Origin of the sequence: Xanthomarina sp. F1114, assembly GCF_026410255.1 — a bacterium.
Taxonomy (GTDB): domain Bacteria; phylum Bacteroidota; class Bacteroidia; order Flavobacteriales; family Flavobacteriaceae; genus Xanthomarina.
Window position 1 is genome coordinate 39,368 of sequence record NZ_JAPMLL010000006.1, and the last position, 24,719, is coordinate 64,086.

Here is a 24,719-nt window from a genome sequence, read left to right on the forward strand (position 1 = left end):
AATTTAATAGCTTCACAAAATGAAACATATTGTAGTACTTACAGGAGCCGGAATAAGCGCTGAAAGTGGCATAAAAACCTTTAGAGATGCCGATGGACTTTGGGAAGGGCATGATGTTATGGAAGTAGCCTCTCCACAAGGATTTGCTAAAAATCCTGAATTGGTTTTAAATTTTTATAACGAAAGAAGAAAACAATTATTAACTGTTCAACCAAACGAAGCGCATTTAGCCTTAGCAAAATTAGAAGAAAATTTTAAGGTAACTATTATAACGCAAAATGTGGACGATTTGCATGAGCGGGCTGGAAGTGAGAATATTGTCCATTTACATGGAGAGTTACTAAAAATACGAAGCAGTGAGAATATAACAGACGTCAGACCTTCTAAAGAAGATATTTTTGTTGGAGATTTGTGTGAAAAAGGACATCAATTAAGACCGCATATTGTTTGGTTTGGAGAAGCTGTCCCTATGTTGGATAAAGCTATAGATATCTGTGAAACTGCCGATATTCTAGTAATTATTGGTACGTCTATGCAAGTATATCCTGCTGCTAGTTTGATGGATTTTGTACCAAACCATACACCAATTTACTATATAGATCCGAAACCAGCTAAAGTAAACAACCAAAGAATCACGGTTATACCAGAAACAGCAACCAAAGGCGTAAAACAGCTTATAAACTTGCTTTTAAATAATAAGTAAAAAGCTTCTGATTAAAGATAGTTTAAGCTTTCTTCTTTTCCTTTTTAGGAGGCATGGTTCCAAAAACTTTATCCCAAAACGTATTGGAAACTCCAAAAGCTTTGTTAGGATATTTATAATGATGTAAACTATGGTGATGCCATAAATCTCTAAAGCGTTTTGGAGGACGCATAACGTGTGTTGCTCTATGAACAAAAGAATACAGTAAATACCCAATAAAAAAACCAGGGAAAAACCCGTACACTAGTTGCGTATATCCGGCAAGCCAGAAAACCACATAAAACATTCCAAATAACAGAGAGGCTAATATAATACCCGGAACTGGAGGCATTAATAAACGGTCTTTATCAGTTGGGTAATTATGATGTGCGCCGTGCATAATAAAATGAAATCTTTGAGACCATTTGGCTTCTGTTACCCAATGGAAAACAAAACGATGCAGCATATATTCTGCAAAGGTCCAAAAGAATAGCCCAAATACAAATAGCCCTAAGAAAGCCCAAACACTTAGTCCCATAACTCCAATAGCTACATAGACTAAAGCTGCATTAACTAATCCGTAAACTATAATATTAGAAATTGGATCTGTTTTTGTTAAACGCTCCAAAATAGGATTCTTAAAGATCTCTGCTTGACCAGTTTGAAAATCTGTAGTCACTTCTGGTTTCATAAATTAAGTATGTTTTAATAAAACAAAATTATAAAAAATATAAGATACTAATAATAATCTATCTAGAATAATTAGGCGATTCTTTAGTTATGGTAACATCGTGTGGGTGACTTTCGTTAATTCCAGAAGCTGTAATTTTAATAAATTGTCCGTTTTCTTTTAGTGTTTCTACATCTTTTGCTCCACAGTAACCCATTCCTGCTCTTAAGCCTCCAACAAATTGGTGAATACTTTCGTTCAATTCGCCTTTATAAGCTACACGACCAACAATCCCTTCAGGAACCAGCTTTTTAATATCGTCTTCAACATCCTGGAAATATCGATCTTTACTTCCTTTTTTCATGGCTTCAACAGACCCCATACCTCTATAGGATTTATATTTTCTTCCTTCGTAAATAATAGTTTCTCCTGGGCTTTCTTTAGTTCCTGCCAATAAAGAACCTAGCATCACGCAATCTGCTCCAGCTGCAATAGCTTTAGGGATATCTCCTGTATAGCGGATTCCTCCATCTGCAATTACAGGAACACCAGAACCTTTTACTGCTGCTGCTACTTCCAGAACAGCAGAAAACTGAGGATAACCAACTCCAGCAACAACACGAGTGGTACAAATAGAACCAGGTCCAATTCCAACTTTTATAGCATCGGCACCCGCTTCAACTAAGTATTTAGCTGCTGCTGCTGTCGCAATATTTCCTACAATAACTTCTAATTCTGGGAATTTAGCTTTTACTTCTTTTAACACAGCAACCACACCTTTAGTATGCCCATGAGCCGTATCTATAATTACAGCGTCTACTCCACAGTTTACTAAAGCTTCGGTACGCTCTACAACATCGGCAGTTACTCCCAGAGCAGCAGCCACACGTAGACGTCCGTACACGTCTTTATTAGAATTAGGTTTTTGAGTAAGTTTGGTAATGTCTCTAAAAGTAATTAATCCAGCAAGTTTATAATTATCGTCAACAATAAGTAGTTTTTCAATTTTATGTTCTTGTAAAATAACTTCGGCTTGTTGTAAGGATGTTCCAACGGGTGCAGTTACTAACCTCCCACTCGTCATAACTTCTACAATTGGTCTTTCTCCATCTTTTTCAAAACGTAGATCTCTATTTGTTACAATACCTTTTAAAGTACCATCTTGATCCACAATTGGAATTCCACCAATACTGTGTTCTGCCATATTATGTTTAGCATCCTGTACTTTTGCATCTGTAGTAAGGGTTACAGGATCGATTATCATCCCGCTTTCTGCACGTTTTACTTTACGTACTTCGTTGGCCTGTTGCGCAATAGTCATATTTTTATGAAGCACGCCTATTCCTCCTTCACGAGCCATAGCAATAGCCATAGCACTTTCTGTTACCGTATCCATAGCTGCAGAAACTATTGGAATATTTATGGTAATATTTTTAGTGAATTTTGTTTGAATATTAACTTCTCTAGGTAAGACTTCTGAGAAAGCTGGAATTAAAAGGACGTCGTCGTAGGTTAAACCTTCTCCTACAATTTTATTGTCGTGTGCTGTCATGTTGCAATTACGTTTATAATTGCGTGCAAATATACAATATATATAGGGAAAAATGTTTTAAGTTTTTCTTAAATTAATTATATTTCTCTTCACAATATGGACGCAAAGTGTTTAAAGCATAATGATAACGGTTTTCTTTATCTGACAGATCTCCAGTGAATTTAACTTCTTTAGGAACCATAAAGGTATAAAGACCTTTCCCTTTGGCCATTTTATCAATAGTTTTTAAAGTTTTTTCATCTATTTCATTATAAATATCTTGTAGCCAAACATTCTGTTCTTTATCAATTAAAGCTTCGTCCCAGGCATAAGCATCTTTTGCTGTTAAGTTTTCTTCTGAAAAATAGAGCATTTTAAGCTGTGGGAAAGCTTTACCAAAAACAGTTTGGCTGCCTTTGGTAGCATAGCGTTTTACTTCTTTTCTAATGAATAATTTAAAAGGAAAAGATTGGGTAGCTTCTAACTTATTTGAAATAAAATACGCCATTTTTGGCCAGACCACTTCCTGTTCTTTTTTATCTAAAGTCTTAAAAAGCCATAGATAGAAATCGGTTCGTTGCTGAATAGTTTGGTATTCTAAGGGCCGATTATTTTCCAAATTATAGATGTTTGCTTGCTGCCAAACCAGGGTATTCTTTTTTCTGTCTTTACAGAGCCAGTCGGATGGTGCTAGTTGGGCGTTACCAGATATTTCCTGATATTCTTTTAAATTTTTATATTCTTTGGAATATGCTATTGATGAAATAACAACTAAAAATGTAAATAGTAAGGACTTCATATAACTAAAATGAAGCATAAATTTACAAGAAATTTTTATATTTTAATCTGTAAGGTTCCATACCAATTTCTTGGAGCCGAAGGGATAATTCCTGGACCTGGATAACCAGTAGCACGTCTTGTAAAATAGGCATTATCGAGAAGGTTATTAATTCCAAGCTCTAATTTAAAGCGATTATAGCTATAAGATAATGAGATATCTAAAATATCATAACTTGGTATTTGACCTATAACGCCACTTAAACTTGGTTCTATAGAGTTTGTAGCATCTGTAAATTGGCTTGACAAATAGGTGTATTGAACGCTTCCTAAGAGGTTTTTATAACCAAATCTCATTCCTGTTTTTATATTGACTTCTGGCACAAATTCCACTTTGTTTCCTGTAACTCCAGACTTCTCTGAGCTTGTGTATTCCGAATTAATAAAAGATGAATTAATAAAGTAGTTTAAACTAAACTGACTGTTTAATCCAATGAGTTTTTTAAGGTTAAGATCGAACAGAGATTCTACACCATACATAACGGCATCTCCTATATTTCCACGTTCACTGAAAATGCGACCATCGTCTAAAACCTTTTGTGCAAATCCGATACGGTTGTTATAAAAAACACTAAAAACATCCACATCGTAAGACAGAATATTTTTAAAATTTCCTCTTATTCCTAAATCGGTTGTAAACCCATCTTCGTCTGTTATATCTGGATTTATGGTAAATGCAGGATTACTTATATAAATATCTGAATAGGTAATAGATCGGTAATTTTGTGAAATATTTCCATAAAACTCAACGCCTTTTTTAGGCTTATAACTCAAGCCTAAACCTAGAAGTGCAAAAGAACGTTCAAATTTTTGGTCTTCATAAACAGTTTCTTCAAAAATAACATTCCCAGCAGCATCTGTATTAATATTTTTATAGAATCCGTCACTTTGGGTATTTATATATTCGAATCTAAACCCTGGTGTTACCGAGAATTTATCACTCAGATAAAAGATGTTTTCTCCAAAAACAGAGATATTTAAATTAGGGAGATCAAATTGTGATTGATTAGTGTAATTTGGAAATTCTTCTGTATAATAGTTAAAATCCGGACCATCTCCATCGCTTCCCGGGCCTTGTTGTTGGTTGTTATTTGCTTTATAAAACTTAGCTCCAATTAAAAAAATAGATTTTTTTTCAAATACATTGTATTCGCTTAATAAACGCGTCTCAAAGCCAAAATTATTAAAATCGCCTTTTATCAAATCACGTTCACTCATCGGGTCAATTTGGTTTACCCTATTTGATCTAAAACCTAAAGCATCTCTAGACGCATTTAGACCGAAAAAGTTAAAGGTAAAGTTCGTTTTTTCTGAAAATTTATGTGCAAATTTCACATTATACAACAACCAATCTACCTGAAACCAATTACGGGTTCTATTACTTTGGTATGGATCTTCATAAAACATTTGGTCTGTTAAACCTCCGGCTTGTTGTGCTAAATAGTTTAAATAGGTTAACTCTCCTGTAAGCGATGTGTTTTCAGAAAATTGATAGCCTAGATGAGCAAATACATTCGTCGATTCAAATTTAGAGTTGGGTCTAAATCCATCCCCTTGCTTATAATTGAAATAGGAATAATAACTCCATTTGCCTTTTGTTCCGCTAATGCTGGTAAAATTTGTAAACAAACCAAAACTCCCTAAAGTGTTTCTGGTAATAAGTTCGAAAGGTTTATTGGGGTTTGGTTCTTTCATTTTAAAATTAATCAAGCCTCCAAACTGGGTTCCATATTGCAGTGAGGCAGCCCCACGAACTACTTGGATTTCAGAAATCCCTTCGGAAGCTGGTGTATAATAACTTTCTGGATAGCCCAAAACATCTGCACTGATGTCGTAGCCGTTTTGTCTGGTATTAAAGTTAGATGTTCTGTTTGGATCTAAACCACGTCCACCGATATTAAGCTGCAATCCAGCATCGTCATTTTGATAAATATTTAAACCTGCTACCTGATTAAATATTTGTCGGGCATTATTAGATGCTAAATTTGCCATGGATTGATCTACTAAAACCACCTCTGTTTTCTTTCCGGCATAAATAGCGGTTTCTTCAACATCCTGAAGTCTCGATAATTCAAATACCTTTTCTTTTCTTGCCGAAATTTCAACTTCAGATAAAGCGACACTCAGTCCTTTCATAACTGCATTAACTTCTATGTCTTCTGTACTAGTTACAGCGGTTTCATACACTTCAAATTCGTATGAAAAAAACACCAGATTAATTTGTGCTTTTTCTGTTTCAAACTCATAATATCCAGTAGCATTTGTAGTAGCTTTTTTGCCAGAATCCTTATCAAAAACTTCAACATTAGATAAAGGTTGATTGTTTTCAGCAAAGGTGACAACCCCAGAAATTTTATGTTGAGAATACCCTGAAATGCTTATTAATAAAGCTATAAATATTTTAAAATCCTTTAATGTCATCGTTAAATGGTAGTATCCACGTTTTATGGTTAAATGATTCTTTTTCTTTGTATAAATCTACGGAGCTATCAATGTATGGCTGACTTAAACGTCCGTTTAAAGCGACATAACTTTCTGCAAAAACCTGGACATTTTCATGACCTTGAGCCGAAAAATGATCGCCTAAATAATGTGCATATTCTAAAATAAAATCTGGCTGAAAGCTCATTTGTTTTTCTTGAAAGGACGTCAGAAAATCAGTGTTATCAACTACAAAAGTAGTTCCTGTTTCCCCATTTTTAATAGTAAAGGTGGTATAGCCCATTTTTTCCATAAGCATCACGCGCCAAGAGAAACGGTAGCCTTCTTCTGTCCAAAACAATTCACTTGGATAGAGCATATATCTAAATGGAAATAACATTTGAATTGTAAAAAAAATCCCTAGAATTGGTAAAACTATTTTCTGTTTTTTTAGGCTGTATGTGTTTTTCACTTTTATTGACGTCCCATCTTTTAAAGTGGGCAAAATTCGTTTAATAAAGCGGATTATTTTATGATGAAAGTCAGCTTCAAAGAAAATTAACGTTGAAACAATCATGATAAACGGAAACATACCAATTGGGAATAAAACCCGTGTAAACACATGGAAAAAGACCACTAAAGCAAATGCAAACCAACGTGTCCGTTTATAAAGTAATAAAAATGGAATGGCTAAGTCGTATAACATTCCAGACCAACTCATGGCGTAATGAAACCATTCCTGTTGCATGAAGTTATTCCCTATAAAGGGTAGATCGTATTTAGAAGGAAGCCAAATTTTTAAAGGCATGGCTCTAAACAACCAATCGCTATTTATTTTAGCCAAGCCTGCATAAAAATAAACCATCCCAAGAAGAAGTTTAATACTATCAATACACCATTTTGGCACCTGTTTATAACTTACTTTCTTAATATAGCTATCCAAAGAAAAATAGGCGTTTGCCGGTAAGAAAATCATTAAAAAGCTTAAAACGCTAATAAAGTAATAATGATTTAAGTAGGTGGTTTTATCCATGAGCTCTATATAAGTAAAACTCAGAAAAAACATGATAATTGCTAATCTATATTTTAAACCTAAAGCAATTAAAACAGCAGATAATCCACAGATAAAAAATATGAGATATGTATATACACCTAATGGTTTAATCCATTCAAAACCAAAATATGAAAAGTGAAATTTTGGCTGTATATATAAAGTTTCAATCCAACCATTTGCCCAAAAGCGAACGATGCTAAAAAGCATCATAATACCGAACAGCATTCTAAACACAGCCAGAGGAGCTGCATCTGTTTGCTTTTGAAAATATGATTTAAAATTAACTTTCATAAAAAGAAAAAGATTCTCTAATACACTTAAAGAACCTTTAGTTTTATAATTTATTTTGACTTATTAATCGCCATCAGCGTCCACATAATCCACACTAATATTCATGGCCTGAACCATATCTACTTTTAATAACACAACTACTTTTTGCAATTCATCATAAGCTTGTGTCATTTTCTGATTATCGGTAGTCACTTGTTCGTAATAATTATTGTTTAACAGCTGAACTTTAGTTCTCGCTAAATCTATTTGATTGTTTATTAGCACGTCTAAATCTTCGCCATTTTTCACGGTGTTCAAGTATTGTAAATATTCATCGAAACTGCTATTTATTAGAGACGACCCATACGCTTTTCCGTTAAAAAAGTCCTGAACTGCTTGTAAAGCATCTAAATTCAATTCTTTTGAAATTTCTTGATTATAAAAAGCTTCCACTTTTTCTGGCAAAGGATTGGTAGAAAAGATTCCTGCTGGAATACCGACTTTATTTGCTCTTAGGCCTTTTTCGTAGTAAAAAATAAAATCGTTTGTCAATTTATTTACAGAGCTGGTAGCTGTATTAGCAGAACTACTTACAAATTGATCTCTATAAACCGTTGTCCAATCGTTCAAAACTATTTGGGTAAGAGATTTCATTTGATCGACTACATCAGACAGGTAGGTTTTATAACCAAGTGCATTGGTGTTTGTAGTATATTTTTCAAGAATAGCAGCATCATTTTGTGCCAGCCCATATAATAAGTAATCTACAGCTGGAAAACCAACGGCATCGTTATTATTTGGATGTGTTAAATCGTAAGTTCCGGAAGCCACGTTATTTTCAACATCTGAAACTGATGTTGGATAAATATTCATTTGGAAGTGATAATTAATTGCTTCAGCTTTACCTATATTGAACATTTCGGCATATTGCCATACTTTATAAGTCTCTTTCCAAGCTGTTCTAAAAGCGTCTAAATTAGTTTGATCTGGGTTTGCTACAAAGATATTTTTAGCCGTTACAAGATTTCCCAATTCGGAATTTAAACCTTGATAAACAGGAATAATAATATTATCTGCCCAGTTAATTAACATGGACTGTCTGTTAAAGCCATCTGAATTACTTCCACCTCCAGAACCGCTATCGTCTGAACCACTGCAGGCTACTACAACAAACAGAACTACAACTAAATACACTGCTTTTTTAATCATCTTAATTATTTATTTTTTGCAAAGATAATAAGCAGACATTTATTTTTTGATTAAACATCCGCTTATTATGATATTTTAGACTAATTCGGGATCATTTTAATTTTAGTTTGCAGCTTGTGCCACTGTAAAATTAAATCTAGAAGCAATATCTTCAGAGATAGAATCTAAAGTTGCATCTGTAACATCCCAAAAACCGTTTCCTGTCATTAATTCAGTGACATAGTCAGTTACTTCTTCGTGAGAAAAATACGGCATATTTGTATTTGGTTGTCTCGTAAATTGTAAGCTGTAAATAAATCCGAAACCTTCAGATAATTGATGACAAGCAGCTGCCATATCATTTTCTGCAAGTTTTGTTTTACCAGCTTGTAAATAATGAACGGCTCTTACAGCAATGACTTTAGAAATAGCCTCACGAACAATTTGTACTTGCTCATCTCTTACTTCGTAGTTTTTTGCAACAATAGCAGCTCTACCTAATTTTAAAGCCTCGAAAACATCTTGAGCAATTCCTGCAAAATCTGAGTCTGAATCAACTTGTTTTAAATAACCATTTAAAAAGTGATCGGCACCTAAAACTGGCATAGAAGGATCTGCCTCTGTTCCGTATAAATAACCATAAGCTTCATCCCACTTATGCTCCATTGTAGTATATGACTTTCCTGATTCTACAACACCGTTATTGTTGTTTTCTATATTAGAACCTTCATCTAAAACTGATGTACTTAAATAGTTATTAAGCATTTGGTCTGCCATTAAACCACCAATAATTCCTTTAGCTACTGCCTGATTTAATTCCAAACCTTTGGCGTTTAAGTATCTTGTAGTTCCACCTCCTAATTGTTGTAATTGACCAGCAGTTCCTGCAGATGCTGTAACTTCCCAATTAGGGAATACCGCATTTGCTTGTTCGGCAATCCAAGTATCAAAATCTGCTTTAATAATATTTGCTAATGTTGTATTGGCAGAGAAATAATCTTTTGAAGCTGCTACTTTAGAGCGAACGTTTTTAGAAGAAGCGTTTAAATCGGCATCAGAAAAATCGGCATCGCCTGCACTGTGTGCAAACATCGCTTCTAAATCTAATTGCGTTAATGTATTATCTTTTAAAGCTGAAGTTAATTCGCCAGCCATTAATATTCTTGTTGTTTGCCCGTTAAAGCTAACTGTTGAAACATTTTCGCGCTCAAATGTATAGGTAGCTGGAGTTTCTATTTGGTCTCCATTATCTATAAAATCGTTAGAATCGTCGTCACTTGAACAAGAAGTTAAAATCGTGGCAGCCATTGCTACACTGAGGAGTATTTTTTTCATTTTTATTTAGACTTAATATAAATAGATTGTTATTTTCCATGCAAAAATAGAACAGCATTTTAAAAACACAAAACTTATTTAGATTAATTTAAAATAAAATTCACTAATTATTTTTAACTTATTGTAAACGTGAGAATTAAAAAGGCAGAAAATTAGTGGTACATATTAAATATTTTAGACGCTTCGTTATAGGCACTTTCAAAACTTAGGGCATTAAGATCTGAAACCTTTTTTTGAGTAAAATAAGAAAGAAGTTTTTCGGTAGGCATATTTCCTGTTAATTCGTCCTTTGCCATTGGACATCCACCAAAACCTTGAATAGCACCATCAAAACGTTTACACCCGGCTCTATATGCTGCATCAACCTTTTCGAACCATGTGGTTGGGGTTGTATGAAGATGTGCTCCAAACTCTATATCTGGATACTTTGGAATTAAATTAGAGAATAAATAATTAATATTTTCAGGATTCGAGCTACCAATAGTATCGCTAAGCGACAAAATTTTAACGCCCATATTAGACAATCTTTCCGTCCATTCTCCTACTATATCCACATCCCATGGATCTCCATAGGGATTTCCAAAACCCATAGAAATATAAACAACCACTTCTTTATTTGATTTATCGGCTATTTCAAGAATTTCATTTAAAGTAACAACAGACTGTGCTATAGTTTTATGTGTGTTCCGCATTTGAAAATTTTCGGAAATAGAAAATGGATAGCCTAAATAATCAATTTGTTGATGTACAGATGCGTCTTGAGCACCACGTGTATTAGCTATAATGGCTAATAATTTGCTTTTTGTTTTACTTAAATCCAATTGATCTAATACTTGAGCCGTATCCACCATTTGAGGAATGGCTTTTGGAGAAACAAAGCTCCCAAAATCGATAGTATCGAAGCCAACGCGTAATAAGGACTGAATATATTGTACTTTTTTTTCGGTAGGAATAAAGTCCTTGATGCCTTGCATGGCATCTCTAGGACATTCTATAATTTTTATAAAATCGGACATTCTTATTATCTTGGAACTGTAAAAATAGGACTATTTTTTTGAAAACAAGATGAAAACGGCAATTCCCACAAATACGAATATTTGCAACCATTTTAAATAGCTTCCAATATGTTTATGCTGTGTTATATAAGTTGAAATAGAGCCAGCCAAAAGAGCAATGGATGAAAAAATAATAAAGGAAACAGCCATAAACAGAAATCCCAATACATAGAACTGAGTCACTTCATTCAAAGTGTTACTAAATAAAAAGCCAGGAAATAAGGCGAGAAAAAACAGAGAGACTTTTGGGTTTAAAACATTCATTAAAAAGCCTTGTTTAAATAGTTGAGTTCCAGTTTTCTTTGGAACACTTCCTGATCCTAGCTGTAAAGAGGCATCACTTTTAAAAACAGTATATGCTAAATACAATAAATATGCTGCTCCAAAAAGTTTGATGATAAAAAACAGAGAATCGTTTTCTTTTATAAGTGCCGAAACCCCAAAGGCCACTAAAGTAGTATGCACCAAACAACCTGAAATTAACCCAGAAACCGTAGCTAAACCAGAGGTTTTTCCATGACTAATACTTTGCATCAAAACATAGATATTATCTGGTCCTGGAGAGAATGCTAAGGCAGAAGTAGCAATTATAAACGATATTAAAATATCGTAATTCATTAACTGCGTTTTAAAATGGCTTTGTTAATGTTTTTAATTAGTTTGGGACCCTCATAAATAAACCCAGTATAAACTTGGATTAAACTAGCTCCTGCATCTAATTTCTCTAAGGCATCTTTTGCAGAGTGGATTCCTCCTACTCCAATGATGGGAAAAGAATTACGACTCTTATCGGCCAAATATTTAATGACGTGTGTTGATTTATCTTTGATAGGCTGCCCACTTAAACCGCCATTTCCAATTTCTTTTAAACGTTCGTCAGAGGCTTTTAAGCCTGCGCGATCTACCGATGTATTACTTGCAATAACTCCATCTAATTGAGTTTCTTCAATCAGTTCCACTATTTCATCCAATTGGGTATTATTTAAATCTGGAGCTATTTTTAGCAAAATAGGTTTTTGCTTTTCAAAGGTTTTATTGGCTTGTTGGACGGTTGCTATTAGTTCCAATAAATAGTCTTTATCGTTTAATTTAGCATGACTTCCTACATTTGGACAACTTACATTTAGCACAAAATAATCTACATAAGGATGCAGCGCGTTAAAGCATGTTAGATAATCTTTGGTATAATCTTCTGGTAAGGTTTGGGTGTTTTTACCAATATTTCCACCAATAATAACTCTACCTTTATTTTTTTTTAATTGCTCGATGGCAGCTTCAAGACCTTCATTATTAAAGCCCATTCTATTAATGATTCCTTGATCGTCTTTCAATCTAAACAAGCGTTTTTTAGGATTTCCAATCTGTCCTTTTGGTGTTAGGGTTCCTATTTCTACAAAACCAAAACCAAAATTAGCCAACTCGTTATAAAGCACAGCGTTTTTGTCAAAACCAGCAGCCAATCCAACTGGGTTTTTAAAAGTTAAACCAAAAAGCTGCTTTTCTAATTTCGCATTTTCAACCACATAAAGGCTTCTAAAAATAGCAGCCATTCCTGGTATTTTCAATACTGTTTTTATTAAAGAAAATGTAAAATGATGTATTTTCTCAGGATCGAAAAGAAAAAAAACAGGTCTTATAAGTAGTTTATACATAAGAGTTATATTGTTCGACAAAAATACCATTCATTTGATTAAAAATGCTAACATTAGTTTTATAAATTATTGGTATTTTTGAAAACCTTAAAATACACCGATTTTCTTTAATTAAAATATATTAAGATGATAGAAAAACAACATATTATAGACCGTTTTGTAAGTTATGTAACCATAGATACAGAGTCTGACCCAAAAAGTGATTCAACTCCTAGTACAGAAAAACAATGGGATTTAGCCAACAAGCTGGTTGATGAGCTAAAAGCTATTGGTATGCAAGACGTAAGCATAGATGAGAATGCTTACATTATGGCAACTTTACCAAGTAATGTAGATCATGACGTTCCAACTATAGGTTTTGTATCTCATTTTGATACCTCTCCAGATTTTACAGGAGCTAATGTCAAACCTCAAATTATTGAAAATTATGATGGGAAAGACATTGTTTTAAATGCTGAACAAGACATTGTATTGTCTCCAGATTATTTTGAAGACTTACTTTTATACAAAGGACAAACTTTAATTACTACAGATGGAACCACTCTTTTGGGCGCCGATGATAAAGCAGGAATTACAGAAATAGTTTCGGCTATGGAATATTTAATCAATCACCCAGAAATTAAACATGGAAAAATACGTGTTGGATTTACTCCAGATGAAGAAATTGGTCGTGGCGCACATAAGTTTGATGTTGAAAAATTTGGTGCTGATTGGGCTTATACCATGGATGGTAGTCAAGTTGGAGAATTGGAATACGAAAACTTTAATGCTGCCGGAGCCGTTGTAAAAGTAAAAGGAAAAATTGTTCACCCGGGTTATGCTAAAGGAAAATTAGTAAACTCCATGTATATTGCTACTGAGTTTATAAATTCTTTACCAAGATTAGAAACGCCGGAACATACGGAAGGTTACGAAGGCTTTTTTCATTTATACTCTATAGAAGGGGAAGTAGAAGAAACCGTTTTAGAATATATTATTAGAGATCATGACAAAGAGCATTTTGAAGCTAGAAAAGAAGTCATGTTAAAAGTGACAAACGATATTAATTCGCAATACGGGAGAGAAGTCGTAAGTATTGAGATTAAAGACCAATACTATAATATGAAAGAAAAGGTAGAACCAGTTATGCATATTGTTGATATTGCTGAAGAAGCTATGAAACAATTAGACATAAAACCTTTAATTAAAGCCATTCGTGGAGGAACAGATGGTTCTCAGCTAAGTTATATGGGTTTACCTTGTCCTAATATTTTTGCTGGAGGACATAATTTCCATGGCCGTTACGAATATGTTCCAGTAGAAAGCATTATAAAAGCTACTGAAGTTATTTGTAAAATTGCTGAACTAACAGCCCAAAAGAAATCTTAATAAGCCCAAATCTATAATAAATCTATAATAAATCCATATGAAAAAAACGCTCTTAACCCTATGCCTTTGTGCTTTTTCTTTATTGGTAACAGCTCAAGAAGCAAGTGTTGAAAAATCTGTCTTTGGAATACAGACGGGTTTAATAGGACTTTGGGTTCACAACGAATCCAGGTTGTCTAACAAAATAGCTTTGCGAAGTGAAATAGGTGTAGACGCAGGTTTCTGGGCTGGAAGGAATGATACAGATATGCTTTTAGCCTTAGTACTATCTCTGGAACCAAAATGGTATTACAACATAAGTAAACGGAAAGACAAGTCTAAAAGAATTGATGGTAATAGTGGGAATTTTATTTCTTTAAAAACAAGCTACCATCCTGACGTTGTAGTAGCCTCAACTAATGATAATATTAATTTAGTTAGCGACTTAACAATTGTACCTACTTGGGGAATTAGAAGAAATATTGGAAATCATTTTAACTATGAAGCGGGAATTGGAGTAGGATATATCCATTATTTTAAAGAAAAAAATGTTAGAATTAATGGAGAGGCAGACGTTGCTGTCAATCTACATGCTAGAATTGGTTATAGGTTTTAACTAATTAATCAAACATATAGAAAAGCTTGGACTAAGATCTAGGCTTTTTTTATTTTATAATTCAGTTAATTATCCCATGCGCCAAAAAACAAAAAAAGTGCAATTTTATACAAACTGCACTTTAAAAGACTAATTAAAACGTTTGGGGTTAAAAGGTGTAGGTTAAAATACCAGCAAAGTTTCTTGGATCTGTTTGGTTTATATACGTTGTTCTATAAGTATTATAACCAATCTCATTAAACACATTGTTTAGCAGTACCCTAAAATCCCAATGCTGATTAAGTTTATAGGCTGCTTGCATATTCACTTGCGTATAAGCATCTACAATAAAAGGTTTCTGGTTAGGAACAATCCCTTCATGAGTAACAGCTCCAGAACTCCAATCGTTTATAGGTCTTTCACCTGTAAAATAAACACCGGCTCCAACAGACAAGCCATCTAAAAGGCTATTAAACCCATAATTAACATAGCCGTTAAAGGTGTGTTTTGGCGTATTTAAAGGTGCCGAACCATATACATAAGATGTGTGTTCTTTATATTGAGCATCGATATAAGAATATCCGGTAATAAGTTCTAAATTTGGCAGAACACGGCCACTAAGCTCTACTTCTACTCCTTTTCTTTCGTCGTTTCCTCCCTTTTGATAATAGCCAGTTTCTACCCAGTTTTCATCGTAAACAGGTAAGTTAATATCCTTATTATTAATTTGGAAGAAGGTAAAATTGAAACGCAAACGACTATCCAACCAATTTGTTTTTATACCAGCTTCAAATTGATCGTAGCGTTCATTTCCTAATTCATTTCCATTAATATCTAATCGAGTGGCTGTTCTAGGATAAGAACTATTGGTATAAGAAGCAAATACATTAATATTTTCTATTGGGGTAATAATAATCCCTCCTAATGGATTAAAGGCATCACTTTGTACTGTTTCTAATTCGGCTTCTGTTTGTGTTTTACTATATCTAACCCCTAAAAAGGCTTTTAAGTATTTATTAAATGTCATGACATCTTGAGCAACAAAACCAATAGCACTTGTTTTTGCTCCAGAATATGTTGCGTTACCCAGGTCCAAATTATCGGGCAGATTTCTGGTATTACTAGTAAATACATCTATAGTATCTACTGTAGAAACTCTTTGATTTTTGGTATTGAAAGATGACGTTCTGTAATCGAATCCCACTTGAAATGTATGAGAAACACCTCCTGTTTTAACATCCTGCCCAACTAAATCAAATTGTAAAACGCTGTTATCATCTTGACGCTCAGAAATGGCATATCCACGTTTCCGTTGGTTGTAAATAGGAGTATCGAATTCATCTTCAATAACAGCTCCAAGGCTTGCTCCTTTATCGTCCAGATCTAAATTAGATTTATAAAAAGCAGCCACTAAATTCAATTTATCTGTTAATTCCCGATTAAATCTTACCGAATAAGTTGTGTTTTTAGTTAAGGCCTTATCGTTTTTAAAACCCAGAAACTGGTTGTATGGCAAATCGTAAATAGCATTGGTATCATTCTCTGCAAGGTTAACCGTACCCACATCTGGCGTTCTACTATCGTCAAAATAATCCATTTCAAGAGTTAATGTGGATTTATCGTCTACGCGCCATTCAAACGATGGGTTGATATAAAACCTATCAGAAGAAATTCCAGCTCTATAACTATCTGCGCGTTCTATAGCACCATTAATTCTAAAAGCCACATTTTCGTTGTTAGTTAATGGCCCAAACACATCAAAAGCAGTTCTTACTTGTCCAAAGCTTCCGGCACGAACGTATGCATTTCCTCCAAAGTAGTAATTAGGTGTTTTGGTTACAATATTAATTATACCACCTGGACTTCCTAAATCGGTTGCAACTCCTTGTGTAATAGCTGCCGACCCTTTTAAAACTTGAATATTATCCACCCCCTGCATATCGGTTAAAATACCAACACCTCTAAAATCGGAATGCACACGAACTCCATTTTTTAAAATAGGAATCCCTCTAAATCCTCGAGAAGACATACTCTCTCGTTTGTTTCCATAGGTGGCAAAGGTGTAAACTCCAGGTACGTTTTTAGTAGCATCGGAAATGGATAAATTTCCCTGTTGTGTAATTAATTTTTCAGATATAATTGAAATACTCTGGATTTGCTCGTAAGGAGCTAACGGCAATCTAGTAATAGCTTCAATTTTATCTGGATGTTTATATCGGTTTCCAAAGATTTCAACTTCGTCCAAATAAGAATCACTATCTAAGTTGAAGTTCAGGTTTACGGTTTCGTTTTCTGATAATTGAACGGTGATACTTTTAGAAATATAACCTACAGATGATACTTTGACAACATATTCTCCAGCTGAAAGATTTCTAAATTCAAAGTAACCATTCTCATCAGCATTGGTTCCATAAATGGTACCTTGAAGAATAACATTTACGAAGGAAACCTCTTCGTTATTATGACTTTGAATAAGACCTGTGATTTGTGATTGTGAAAATGACATTTGAACTGCCATTAAGAGGAGTAAACATAGTTTCTTAAACATGATATTTATATATTATAATTTAGATTGATTTTAAATTAGGCGCAAATATAGCCTCCTCTATCACATTAGCAAAGCTTATTTAGACTAAATTTAAATAGTGTTTTGTAATGAGCTCAGACTGTGAAATGTAGAATGAAAAAAAAATATGTACTTTTATAGAAACCGTTATTAGACATGAAAAAAGCAAGCTCTGTTGAAGAATATATTGAAAACACCTCTCTTTATAAGGAAGCTCTCGAACTACTAAGACAGCTTATAAATTCGACAGAATTAGAAGAAACGCTTAAATGGAAAGAATGTATTGGGGATAGGCGCTTTTAAAAGTCATTTTGGCATTTGGTTCTTTAATGGTGTATTTTTAAAAGATGAAAAACAACTCTTAGAAAAAGCACAAGAAACAACCAAAGCACTAAGACAAATGCGTTTTGAAAATATTGGAGATATTAAAAAATCCCTTGTTTTAGAATATATACATGAAGCCATAGAAAACCAAAAATCAGGAAAAATACTAGAACCTGAAAGGAAAGGAAAAACGGTAATAGTCCCAAAGGAATTACAAGAAGAATTAAAATCTACCCCTAGTTTGTTAGCTGCTTTTAAAACACTTACTCCTAGAAAACAACGTGAATACTGCCATTATATAGATTCTGCTAAACGGGAAACCACCAAACAATCTAGACTAAATAAAATTAAACCTATGATTATAGAAGGCCTTGGTTTACACGACAAGTACAAGAATTGTTGACCGTCTTGTTTAAAGTAAGAACCGATAATTAACAGAAAGTAAAGCGGATTTTCTATTTCCTAGCACACCCCACTCTGTTCTTAACATCCAATTCTTATTATATTGAAATTGCGCGCCTATAATACCATTCCATTTTTGTTGTACTTGCTTTTCAAGCCCATACTTTATAATAGCTTCGCCATCTGCTGCATCCAAGCGATCTATAATTGGGGTAAGTATCTGGTCTGCGACAAGTTTTTGAGGTATGGTAGCTTCATTGTCGTACCAATTATAATAATCAGAAACTATGGCATCTTTTTTTGTTCCATCTGCTGCTGGTAAAGCATCTTTTAATTTTAACTGGCCAGAGGTTGCACTTCCGGTTTCCATAAAAAATCCACCTACCCAAACCGCAATGTTTCTACTTGGTTTTTCTTTAAAGACATAAGTATGTCCTAATCTAATTCCTGTAACTCTTACGGGTACAGCTTTATCTAATAACTCTGGTTTATTCCAGGTAAAGTTAGCGTCTACCGAAATAAATACCGGACCAACAGCTCCTGCCGCCATAATTCCGATTCCCATATTAGAAACTTTTTGTTCTACAACAGATTGAAGAGTAACTGGGTACACCAAATTTACTTCCGTTCTGGTGTGTGCGTAGCCTAAAATTCCATACACATTAAGAAATGGAAATACCCAAATATCCGGTCTTACATTTATTGTATATGAGGTATTTGTATTTTCACCAAATTGGACAAAGTCAATTTGTGTTAATCCTATATCTACATTTTTATTCTGTAATCCGAGTTGTAAGTTATTAATTGCAATTCCCTGCTCCATCCACATAAAATTGCCCATAATTCCAACCGGGTACGGAATATCGAAACCTTTATTATAAGCTCCTTGTCCCAAAATAGGAAATACATAGTTATAATCTACTTGTTTTAGACTATCTCTATAAACTTCGTACTTATGTTTAACCTTTATACTTGGCTGTTGTGCCCAGGTTATATTAGCAATTAACATAAATAAACCAAATAGTGCTACATTTCTTTTCAACATTATATTTTATATTTTAAAACACTATTTATATGTATTAGTATTTATGAAAGTAGTGCGTATTAAAATAGGATAATCCATATCGCATTTAAAGTTGATAAAAATAAATAAGTCACTCAAATTTTGAGTGACTTATTTTATATATTTAAGTAAATTAATTACTTTTTACTGTCTGCCGAAGGATTCAATTTTTTGCTCATTTCCATAGAAATGGCAGACTTATCGAATTTAATCTTTCCAGCTAAAGTTTCAATTACACAGCTTGCATCAGAATCGTTTAGTTCTAATACTTTTCCATGCATACCACTTTTGGTAATTACTCTATCGCCACGTTTTAGTTCGGCAGCGAATTTTTTTTCTTGTTTTTGACGTTTCATTTGTGGTGCAATCATAAAGAAATACACAACTACAAACATTAAAATAAACGGCAAAAAAGTGCTAATATCTCCCATTTATTTAATCGTGATTATGACCTTCGTGTCCTGGTCTAGTACTAGATTTTACTGGAACTTGCGCTCCCCCTACAGGTGCTTGAGCTCTAGCAGGTGCTACTGGAGCGTTTGGATCTGGTTTTACAAAAGCAGAAATTTTAACTGTTTCTTTTCCAGATTCTGTATTAGCTGTAACTGTAACTGTTTTAGATACTTTGTTAGCTCCTGTTCCGTTAAATTTTACAGTAAAATGTCCTGATTCTCCTGGACTTAAAGGTTGTTTGCTCCAATCTTGAGGAACTGTACATCCACATGAACTTTTAATATCTGTAATTACTAAAGGAGACTCTCCTGTATTTGTGTAATTAAAGACTGTCTCAACATTTTCTTTCGACTCAATTTCACCAAAATCATGTTCTTTTTTATCAAAAGTAATCACAGGAAATTTTGAAGAATTTGCATCTCTTTCTGCTGCTACAGCAACGTTCTCTTCATTGATTTTTTTAGAAGCATCTTCTTTACAAGATGAAAATGCTATTAAACATAGAGCAGAAAGCCCTAAAAGTACTTTTTTCATTTTAAATTATTTTTTTTATTTTTATTTAAGTTGTAAAAGTAATAATAATTTATTATTACATCAACCCTCTTCCTGTTTTATTTAAAGAATTGCTTTCTTGGTATTCTTTAATAAGCTTATCTAAAATACCATTAATAAACACACTACTTTTAGGAGTCGAGTATTCTTTGGCTATTTCTAAATATTCGTTAATGGTTACTTTTACTGGAATAGAAGGGAATTTTTGAATTTCGCAAATTGCCATTTGTAACAATACCGTATCTATACTGGCTATTCTTTCTGCATCCCAATTTTGAGTTTTAGCTTGAATTACTTCTGAAAACTTAGACTGATTTAAAAGTGTTTTCTTAAATAAATTTATGGCATATTCTTTATCCGCTATATCCTTATACAATTTAGGTATAAAATAAGTTGACAAAGAGTCCTTCTTAACTTTACGAAGTAATTTTAAAATAGCTGTATTTACTACAGGTAAATCGTCTATCCAAGTAAGGTTTTTGTCTTCTAGGTAATCGTAAAGTTTTTCGTTTGGCGCAATAATTTCAGTAAAAACATCTACCACAAAGTCTTTATCTTCTTTAAAGGTTGACGTTTTGGTTTGCATATACTGCTCATAAAGATCGCTAGCTAAAACTTGACGAAAAATAATATCCACATATTCTGAATCTAGCTCCCAGTTGGAAATTTTTCTTTCTTCGAGTTCATCTTGAAGCAATACATTGTTTTTCAACATTAAAAGCGCCTCATTATTAACCAGTTTTTTATTAAAATTCTTCTCCTCTTTAGTCGCCAGGAGTTTTTTACTGGTTTTTTCTGCGTGATCTTCTGCTTTTTTCTGAAGTTCAATAAGCAAAGAGATCATTAACAAATACAGGTTGTAAATATTATCTAAACTGTGAATTAAGAACTTTTGTTCTTTATCAAAATTATCACTTTCTCCTCCTTTAAAAGAGTAAATAGTTTGCATTACTTTTATTCTAATGTGTCTTCTATTAAGCATATGTACAAAGAACTAAATGTTTCAATATTAAATTAATTTTAATATGATGTTGTTTTATTAAGCGACCTTATTTATTAGGTAGCCATTTAAATTTTTAATAAAAAAGGCGAAAGTAATAATAACTTTCGCCTTGCAAAAATAATATTATTTTAAATAACTATCTCTTATTCTCTGCTTTTCTTGCATCGATTCTGTTTTGAGCTATATTTAAAGCAGCCTGATTGGCTGTAATGTTATTCGCTTTAGCGTTATTTAATATTTCCAAAGTAGTATTGTAAATATTTTCGGTTTTACGCATAATTTCTTTTCTGTCGTAACCTTCTAATTCGGCGTATACATTGATAATACCTCCAGCATTAATTAAAAAATCTGGGGCATAAACGATACCTTTATCTTGCAACAATTTCCCATGAACAGCTTCTACAGCTAATTGGTTGTTTGCTGCTCCTGCAATGACTTTAGTTTTAAATTTATTAATGGTATCGTCGTTGATAGTTGCTCCAAGTGCACATGGGGCATAGATATCCATTTCTTCAGAGTACAGATCGTTTCCTTCATAGATAGAAACTCCGTATTTCTTTTTAACCTCTTCTAAACGTTCTTGGTTAATATCTGTAATAGTTACTTTAGCACCTTCGTTTACTAAATGTTCTACAACCGTTTCACCTACATTTCCAATTCCTTGAACAAAAACCACTTTATCTTCTAAAACATCCGTTCCGAATCTAAATTTAGCAGCTGCTTTCATTCCCATAAAAACACCATATCCTGTAATAGGAGATGGGTTTCCAGAACCACCAATAGATTCAGAAATTCCGGTAACGTAAGGAGTAACTTCTCTAACCGTGTCCATATCTGCAGTAGTCATTCCTACATCTTCGGCAGTAATATACTTTCCACTTAAAGAATGAACAAATTCACCGAATTTTCTCATTAATTCTGGTGTTTTTTGAGTTTTCGCATCTCCAATAAGTACAGCTTTACCTCCACCTAAATTTAATCCAGTGATAGCAGACTTATAGGTCATCCCTCTAGATAGACGGAGTACATCGTTTAAGGCTTCCCATTCGTTTGTGTAATTCCACATTCTAGTTCCACCTAAAGCAGGACCTAAAACCGTATTATGAATACCAATTATTGCTTTTAATCCTGTATCTTTGTCGTTGCAAAACACAACCTGTTCATGATTATCGAACGAAAGTTGACCAAAAACCGGATCCACTTTATGAAGTTCGTTTGTATTGATAACGTCTGTAACCATTTTATTTTTTTTTTAAGTTATATGTTGTGTTTTAATGAGAAATCACTAAAAACAATGCGCAAAATTAATTCTTTAATAAGGTATTCACAAATTATTAATGGTAAAAAGCGAATTTGTTAAAAACTTTATTCTCTATAAAGATTTAAATGAAAGAACTACAACATCTTAACAAGTATTTTTTAAAGTATAAATGGCGTCTTGTAGTAGGTATTTTAATAACAATTGTTGCTAAAATATTTTTATTATTTACCCCAGAATTAATTGGCTCATCTATAGATATAGTTAACCAATATATTCAAGGAGAAGTTACGGATATTGCAACGGTTAAAAAAGAGCTGTTTATTAATATTCTTTATATTATTGGAGCTGCTTTAATTACAGGTGTACTTACCTTTTTTATGAGACAAACCATTATTAATGTGTCTCGATTTATTGAATACGATTTAAAGAATGAAATCTACCAACACTATCAGAAATTATCTCTAAAATTCTATAAAAACAACAGAACTGGCGATTTAATGAATAGGATTAGTGAAGACGTTGGACGTGTACGTATGTACTCTGGTCCCGCTATTATGTATAGTATCAATACCATTACACTGTTTATTATTGTCATTGGGTTTATGTACAATCAAGCGCCTTTATTAACACTTTACACCATTGTTCCCTTACCAATTTTATCGTTTATTATCTATAAATTAAGTAAAGAAATTCATAAAAGAAGTACCATTGTACAACAGTATTTATCCCACTTATCTTCTTCTACTCAAGAATCTTTTAGCGGAATTTCAATAATTAAGGCTTATGGTTTAGAAAATGAAACCTCTATAAAATTTAATGAGCTTTCTGAAACCAGCAAACAGAAACAATTAAGTCTTGTTAAGGTAAATGCCTTTTTCTTCCCCATGATGATTTTGTTAATTGGAATTAGCAATTTGGTAGTAATCTACGTTGGGGGACTTCAATATATAAATGGTGAAATTACTTTAGGTGTTATTACCAAATTTATTATTTATGTTAATATGCTTACCTGGCCAGTAGCTACTGTTGGGTGGGTTACTTCTATCGTCCAACAAGCAGAGGCTTCTCAAAAACGTATCAATGCATTTTTAAAAATAACACCGGAAATAACCAATTCCGTAGAAGAACCTTCTGAAATTATTGGAGATATCGAGTTTAAAAATGTTCATTTTACATATAGCGATACAAATATTGAAGCCTTAAAAGGAGTTTCTTTTAAATTAGCACATGGAAAAACCTTGGCTATTATAGGAAAAACAGGCTCTGGTAAATCGACTATTCTAGATTTAATTGGTAGACTTTACGATATTGAAAAAGGAGAACTGTTAATAGACAATACACCCATTAATAAACTTAACTTAGCAAGTTTAAGAGATAGTATAGGCTATGTACCTCAGGATGCTTTTTTATTTTCTGATAGTATTAAAAACAATATAAAATTTGGGAAAGAAGACGCCACGGACCAGCAGGTTATTCAAGCAGCAAAATATGCTCAAGTCCATAAAAATATTATCGGGTTTAATAAGGGGTATGATACTGTTTTAGGCGAAAGAGGAATAACTCTTTCTGGCGGACAAAAGCAACGTGTTTCTATTGCCAGAGCTATTGTTAAAGATCCAAAAATTTTACTTTTTGACGATTCTCTTTCTGCTGTTGATACAGAAACTGAAGAAAAAATATTAAACCACCTGCATAATATAGCTCAAGGTAAAACCACAATTATTGTAAGTCATAGAGTGTCTTCTGTAAAAAATGCAGATCAGATAATTGTATTGGACGATGGAAATATTGTACAATCAGGAACACATAATAGCCTGATAGACACCGAAGGATACTACAAAAACCTTTATATAAAACAACTAAGTGAAAGTAATAAATAAAAGAAACGGACATCTTTAAGTTTTTATCCAAATCTTGTTAGCAGATTAAGTGCAGCTTAGAATAATTACAATTTAGAAAAAAAGTATTGACTTAAAATGTTGGTTGGTAACTCTTTTTTTTAGATTTTTGAAAAACTTTTATAAACAACAATACGATTATGAATAATAATGATATGATGGAGAAAGAAGAGATTTTTTCTAAAGTATTAAGAGCTGGCAGAAGAACGTATTTTTTTGATGTAAGATCTACAAAAGCGGGTGACTATTATTTAACGATTACAGAAAGTAAGAAATTTACAAACGATGATGGTTCGTTTCATTACAAAAAACATAAAATTTATTTATACAAAGAAGATTTTTCTGAGTTTAGTACTATTCTAAATGAAATGACTGATTATATAATAAATGAAAAAGGTGATGAAGTTATAAGCGAACGTCATCAAAAAGATTTCAAAAAAGACTACGAATCTCAAGCTACAGATAAAAAAGTAGCCACTACAGAAACTGAGACTCCATCTACTGAAAAATTTACAGATGTTAATTTCGATGATATTTAATAAATAAGAAGATTATTTTAA

General features: G+C 33.1%; 23 protein-coding genes. 7 read left to right on the plus strand and 16 right to left on the minus strand.

Going from position 1 to position 24,719, the window contains the following annotated elements; all coding sequences use genetic code 11:
- Positions 1 to 19: 19 nt before the first annotated feature.
- The gene (locus OS188_RS06045) at positions 20 to 703 is read left to right on the plus strand and encodes an SIR2 family NAD-dependent protein deacylase (protein WP_267147932.1); all 684 of its coding nucleotides are present in this window, start codon (positions 20 to 22) and stop codon (positions 701 to 703) included.
- 22 nt (positions 704 to 725) lie between these two features.
- Here the strand turns inward: OS188_RS06045 and OS188_RS06050 are convergent, their stop codons facing one another.
- The 10 genes from OS188_RS06050 to OS188_RS06095 all read right to left on the minus strand — a co-directional run bounded on the left by OS188_RS06050 (position 726) and on the right by OS188_RS06095 (position 12,695).
- Positions 726 to 1,373 (minus strand): sterol desaturase family protein, encoded by a 648-nt coding sequence (locus OS188_RS06050; RefSeq protein WP_267147933.1) that lies wholly within the window; start codon positions 1,371 to 1,373, stop codon positions 726 to 728.
- A 58-nt stretch (positions 1,374 to 1,431) separates the two neighbouring features.
- The gene (gene guaB, locus OS188_RS06055; RefSeq protein ID WP_267147934.1) at positions 1,432 to 2,904 is read right to left on the minus strand and encodes an IMP dehydrogenase; all 1,473 of its coding nucleotides are present in this window, start codon (positions 2,902 to 2,904) and stop codon (positions 1,432 to 1,434) included.
- A gap of 73 nt (positions 2,905 to 2,977) precedes the next feature.
- A complete protein-coding gene (locus tag OS188_RS06060) occupies positions 2,978 to 3,700 on the minus strand; it encodes an Insecticidal toxin complex protein (protein WP_267147935.1) in 723 nt (240 codons plus the stop codon).
- A gap of 17 nt (positions 3,701 to 3,717) precedes the next feature.
- Complete coding sequence (locus OS188_RS06065) at positions 3,718 to 6,141, minus strand: TonB-dependent receptor domain-containing protein (protein ID WP_267147936.1); 2,424 nt, start codon at positions 6,139 to 6,141, stop codon at positions 3,718 to 3,720.
- The gene (locus OS188_RS06070) at positions 6,122 to 7,486 is read right to left on the minus strand and encodes an HTTM domain-containing protein (protein ID WP_267147937.1); all 1,365 of its coding nucleotides are present in this window, start codon (positions 7,484 to 7,486) and stop codon (positions 6,122 to 6,124) included. The genes OS188_RS06065 and OS188_RS06070 overlap by 20 nt, the downstream gene beginning before the upstream one ends.
- Before the next feature lie 63 nt (positions 7,487 to 7,549).
- Positions 7,550 to 8,674 (minus strand): imelysin family protein, encoded by a 1,125-nt coding sequence (locus OS188_RS06075; RefSeq protein ID WP_267147938.1) that lies wholly within the window; start codon positions 8,672 to 8,674, stop codon positions 7,550 to 7,552.
- 102 nt (positions 8,675 to 8,776) lie between these two features.
- Positions 8,777 to 9,988: a DUF4856 domain-containing protein gene (locus OS188_RS06080; RefSeq protein ID WP_267147939.1), complete on the minus strand. Its 1,212-nt coding sequence runs from the start codon at positions 9,986 to 9,988 to the stop codon at positions 8,777 to 8,779.
- Positions 9,989 to 10,140: 152 nt separating this feature from the next.
- Complete coding sequence (locus OS188_RS06085) at positions 10,141 to 11,004, minus strand: hydroxymethylglutaryl-CoA lyase (RefSeq protein ID WP_267147940.1); 864 nt, start codon at positions 11,002 to 11,004, stop codon at positions 10,141 to 10,143.
- 30 nt (positions 11,005 to 11,034) lie between these two features.
- The gene (locus OS188_RS06090; protein ID WP_267147941.1) at positions 11,035 to 11,661 is read right to left on the minus strand and encodes a LysE family translocator; all 627 of its coding nucleotides are present in this window, start codon (positions 11,659 to 11,661) and stop codon (positions 11,035 to 11,037) included.
- Positions 11,661 to 12,695, minus strand: a complete 1,035-nt coding sequence (locus OS188_RS06095) for a quinone-dependent dihydroorotate dehydrogenase (protein WP_267147942.1) — start codon at positions 12,693 to 12,695, stop codon at positions 11,661 to 11,663. The genes OS188_RS06090 and OS188_RS06095 overlap by 1 nt, the downstream gene beginning before the upstream one ends.
- Positions 12,696 to 12,821: 126 nt before the next feature.
- Here OS188_RS06095 and pepT point away from each other — a divergent pair, with 126 nt between their 5' ends.
- On the plus strand, positions 12,822 to 14,063 hold the full coding sequence (pepT, locus tag OS188_RS06100; RefSeq protein ID WP_267147943.1) for a peptidase T: 1,242 nt from the start codon (positions 12,822 to 12,824) through the stop codon (positions 14,061 to 14,063).
- Positions 14,064 to 14,100: 37 nt separating this feature from the next.
- On the plus strand, positions 14,101 to 14,658 hold the full coding sequence (locus tag OS188_RS06105; protein ID WP_267147944.1) for a hypothetical protein: 558 nt from the start codon (positions 14,101 to 14,103) through the stop codon (positions 14,656 to 14,658).
- Between the two features lie 148 nt (positions 14,659 to 14,806).
- Here OS188_RS06105 and OS188_RS06110 read toward each other — a convergent pair whose 3' ends face one another.
- Entirely contained in the window at positions 14,807 to 17,143 is a 2,337-nt protein-coding gene (locus OS188_RS06110; RefSeq protein WP_267147945.1) for a TonB-dependent receptor, read from the minus strand.
- A 216-nt stretch (positions 17,144 to 17,359) separates the two neighbouring features.
- Between OS188_RS06110 and OS188_RS14785 the strand changes: the two genes are divergently transcribed.
- Both OS188_RS14785 and OS188_RS06115 read left to right on the plus strand, forming a co-directional pair.
- Positions 17,360 to 17,506, plus strand: coding sequence for a hypothetical protein (locus OS188_RS14785; RefSeq protein ID WP_323370446.1), 147 nt, complete (start codon positions 17,360 to 17,362; stop codon positions 17,504 to 17,506).
- Complete coding sequence (locus tag OS188_RS06115; RefSeq protein WP_323370447.1) at positions 17,487 to 17,930, plus strand: YdeI/OmpD-associated family protein; 444 nt, start codon at positions 17,487 to 17,489, stop codon at positions 17,928 to 17,930. The genes OS188_RS14785 and OS188_RS06115 overlap by 20 nt, the downstream gene beginning before the upstream one ends.
- Before the next feature lie 9 nt (positions 17,931 to 17,939).
- Here the strand turns inward: OS188_RS06115 and OS188_RS06120 are convergent, their stop codons facing one another.
- The 5 genes from OS188_RS06120 to OS188_RS06140 all read right to left on the minus strand — a co-directional run bounded on the left by OS188_RS06120 (position 17,940) and on the right by OS188_RS06140 (position 22,240).
- Positions 17,940 to 18,974: a hypothetical protein gene (locus tag OS188_RS06120; protein ID WP_267147946.1), complete on the minus strand. Its 1,035-nt coding sequence runs from the start codon at positions 18,972 to 18,974 to the stop codon at positions 17,940 to 17,942.
- 155 nt (positions 18,975 to 19,129) lie between these two features.
- Positions 19,130 to 19,423 (minus strand): preprotein translocase subunit YajC, encoded by a 294-nt coding sequence (gene yajC, locus OS188_RS06125; RefSeq protein ID WP_267147947.1) that lies wholly within the window; start codon positions 19,421 to 19,423, stop codon positions 19,130 to 19,132.
- A gap of 4 nt (positions 19,424 to 19,427) precedes the next feature.
- Positions 19,428 to 19,979 (minus strand): DUF1573 domain-containing protein, encoded by a 552-nt coding sequence (locus OS188_RS06130; protein ID WP_267147948.1) that lies wholly within the window; start codon positions 19,977 to 19,979, stop codon positions 19,428 to 19,430.
- A 55-nt stretch (positions 19,980 to 20,034) separates the two neighbouring features.
- Positions 20,035 to 20,946: a transcription antitermination factor NusB gene (nusB, locus tag OS188_RS06135; RefSeq protein ID WP_267147949.1), complete on the minus strand. Its 912-nt coding sequence runs from the start codon at positions 20,944 to 20,946 to the stop codon at positions 20,035 to 20,037.
- 190 nt (positions 20,947 to 21,136) lie between these two features.
- Positions 21,137 to 22,240 (minus strand): Glu/Leu/Phe/Val family dehydrogenase, encoded by a 1,104-nt coding sequence (locus OS188_RS06140; protein WP_267147950.1) that lies wholly within the window; start codon positions 22,238 to 22,240, stop codon positions 21,137 to 21,139.
- Between the two features lie 146 nt (positions 22,241 to 22,386).
- Here OS188_RS06140 and OS188_RS06145 point away from each other — a divergent pair, with 146 nt between their 5' ends.
- Together OS188_RS06145 and OS188_RS06150 are read left to right on the plus strand one after the other, a co-directional pair.
- The gene (locus OS188_RS06145; protein ID WP_267147951.1) at positions 22,387 to 24,141 is read left to right on the plus strand and encodes an ABC transporter ATP-binding protein; all 1,755 of its coding nucleotides are present in this window, start codon (positions 22,387 to 22,389) and stop codon (positions 24,139 to 24,141) included.
- 158 nt (positions 24,142 to 24,299) lie between these two features.
- A complete protein-coding gene (locus OS188_RS06150) occupies positions 24,300 to 24,698 on the plus strand; it encodes a PUR family DNA/RNA-binding protein (RefSeq protein WP_267147952.1) in 399 nt (132 codons plus the stop codon).
- Positions 24,699 to 24,719: the final 21 nt, after the last annotated feature.

Excerpts from the sequence above, each read along its gene's own strand:
- OS188_RS06065 (WP_267147936.1), bottom strand. The coding sequence starts at position 6,141 with ATGACATTAAAGGATTTTAAAATATTTATAGCTTTATTAATAAGCATT.
- OS188_RS06085 (WP_267147940.1), bottom strand. The coding sequence starts at position 11,004 with ATGTCCGATTTTATAAAAATTATAGAATGTCCTAGAGATGCCATGCAA.
- nusB (WP_267147949.1), bottom strand. The coding sequence starts at position 20,946 with ATGCAAACTATTTACTCTTTTAAAGGAGGAGAAAGTGATAATTTTGAT.
- yajC (WP_267147947.1), bottom strand. The coding sequence starts at position 19,423 with ATGGGAGATATTAGCACTTTTTTGCCGTTTATTTTAATGTTTGTAGTT.
- OS188_RS06050 (WP_267147933.1), bottom strand. The coding sequence starts at position 1,373 with ATGAAACCAGAAGTGACTACAGATTTTCAAACTGGTCAAGCAGAGATC.
- OS188_RS06070 (WP_267147937.1), bottom strand. The coding sequence starts at position 7,486 with ATGAAAGTTAATTTTAAATCATATTTTCAAAAGCAAACAGATGCAGCT.
- OS188_RS06045 (WP_267147932.1), top strand. The coding sequence starts at position 20 with ATGAAACATATTGTAGTACTTACAGGAGCCGGAATAAGCGCTGAAAGT.
- OS188_RS06075 (WP_267147938.1), bottom strand. The coding sequence starts at position 8,674 with ATGATTAAAAAAGCAGTGTATTTAGTTGTAGTTCTGTTTGTTGTAGTA.
- OS188_RS06080 (WP_267147939.1), bottom strand. The coding sequence starts at position 9,988 with ATGAAAAAAATACTCCTCAGTGTAGCAATGGCTGCCACGATTTTAACT.
- OS188_RS06145 (WP_267147951.1), top strand. The coding sequence starts at position 22,387 with ATGAAAGAACTACAACATCTTAACAAGTATTTTTTAAAGTATAAATGG.
- OS188_RS06060 (WP_267147935.1), bottom strand. The coding sequence starts at position 3,700 with ATGCTTCATTTTAGTTATATGAAGTCCTTACTATTTACATTTTTAGTT.
- pepT (WP_267147943.1), top strand. The coding sequence starts at position 12,822 with ATGATAGAAAAACAACATATTATAGACCGTTTTGTAAGTTATGTAACC.
- OS188_RS06090 (WP_267147941.1), bottom strand. The coding sequence starts at position 11,661 with ATGAATTACGATATTTTAATATCGTTTATAATTGCTACTTCTGCCTTA.
- OS188_RS06110 (WP_267147945.1), bottom strand. The coding sequence starts at position 17,143 with ATGTCATTTTCACAATCACAAATCACAGGTCTTATTCAAAGTCATAAT.
- OS188_RS06140 (WP_267147950.1), bottom strand. The coding sequence starts at position 22,240 with ATGGTTACAGACGTTATCAATACAAACGAACTTCATAAAGTGGATCCG.
- guaB (WP_267147934.1), bottom strand. The coding sequence starts at position 2,904 with ATGACAGCACACGACAATAAAATTGTAGGAGAAGGTTTAACCTACGAC.
- OS188_RS06120 (WP_267147946.1), bottom strand. The coding sequence starts at position 18,974 with ATGTTGAAAAGAAATGTAGCACTATTTGGTTTATTTATGTTAATTGCT.
- OS188_RS06130 (WP_267147948.1), bottom strand. The coding sequence starts at position 19,979 with ATGAAAAAAGTACTTTTAGGGCTTTCTGCTCTATGTTTAATAGCATTT.
- OS188_RS06105 (WP_267147944.1), top strand. The coding sequence starts at position 14,101 with ATGAAAAAAACGCTCTTAACCCTATGCCTTTGTGCTTTTTCTTTATTG.
- OS188_RS14785 (WP_323370446.1), top strand. The coding sequence starts at position 17,360 with ATGAAAAAAGCAAGCTCTGTTGAAGAATATATTGAAAACACCTCTCTT.
- OS188_RS06150 (WP_267147952.1), top strand. The coding sequence starts at position 24,300 with ATGAATAATAATGATATGATGGAGAAAGAAGAGATTTTTTCTAAAGTA.
- OS188_RS06095 (WP_267147942.1), bottom strand. The coding sequence starts at position 12,695 with ATGTATAAACTACTTATAAGACCTGTTTTTTTTCTTTTCGATCCTGAG.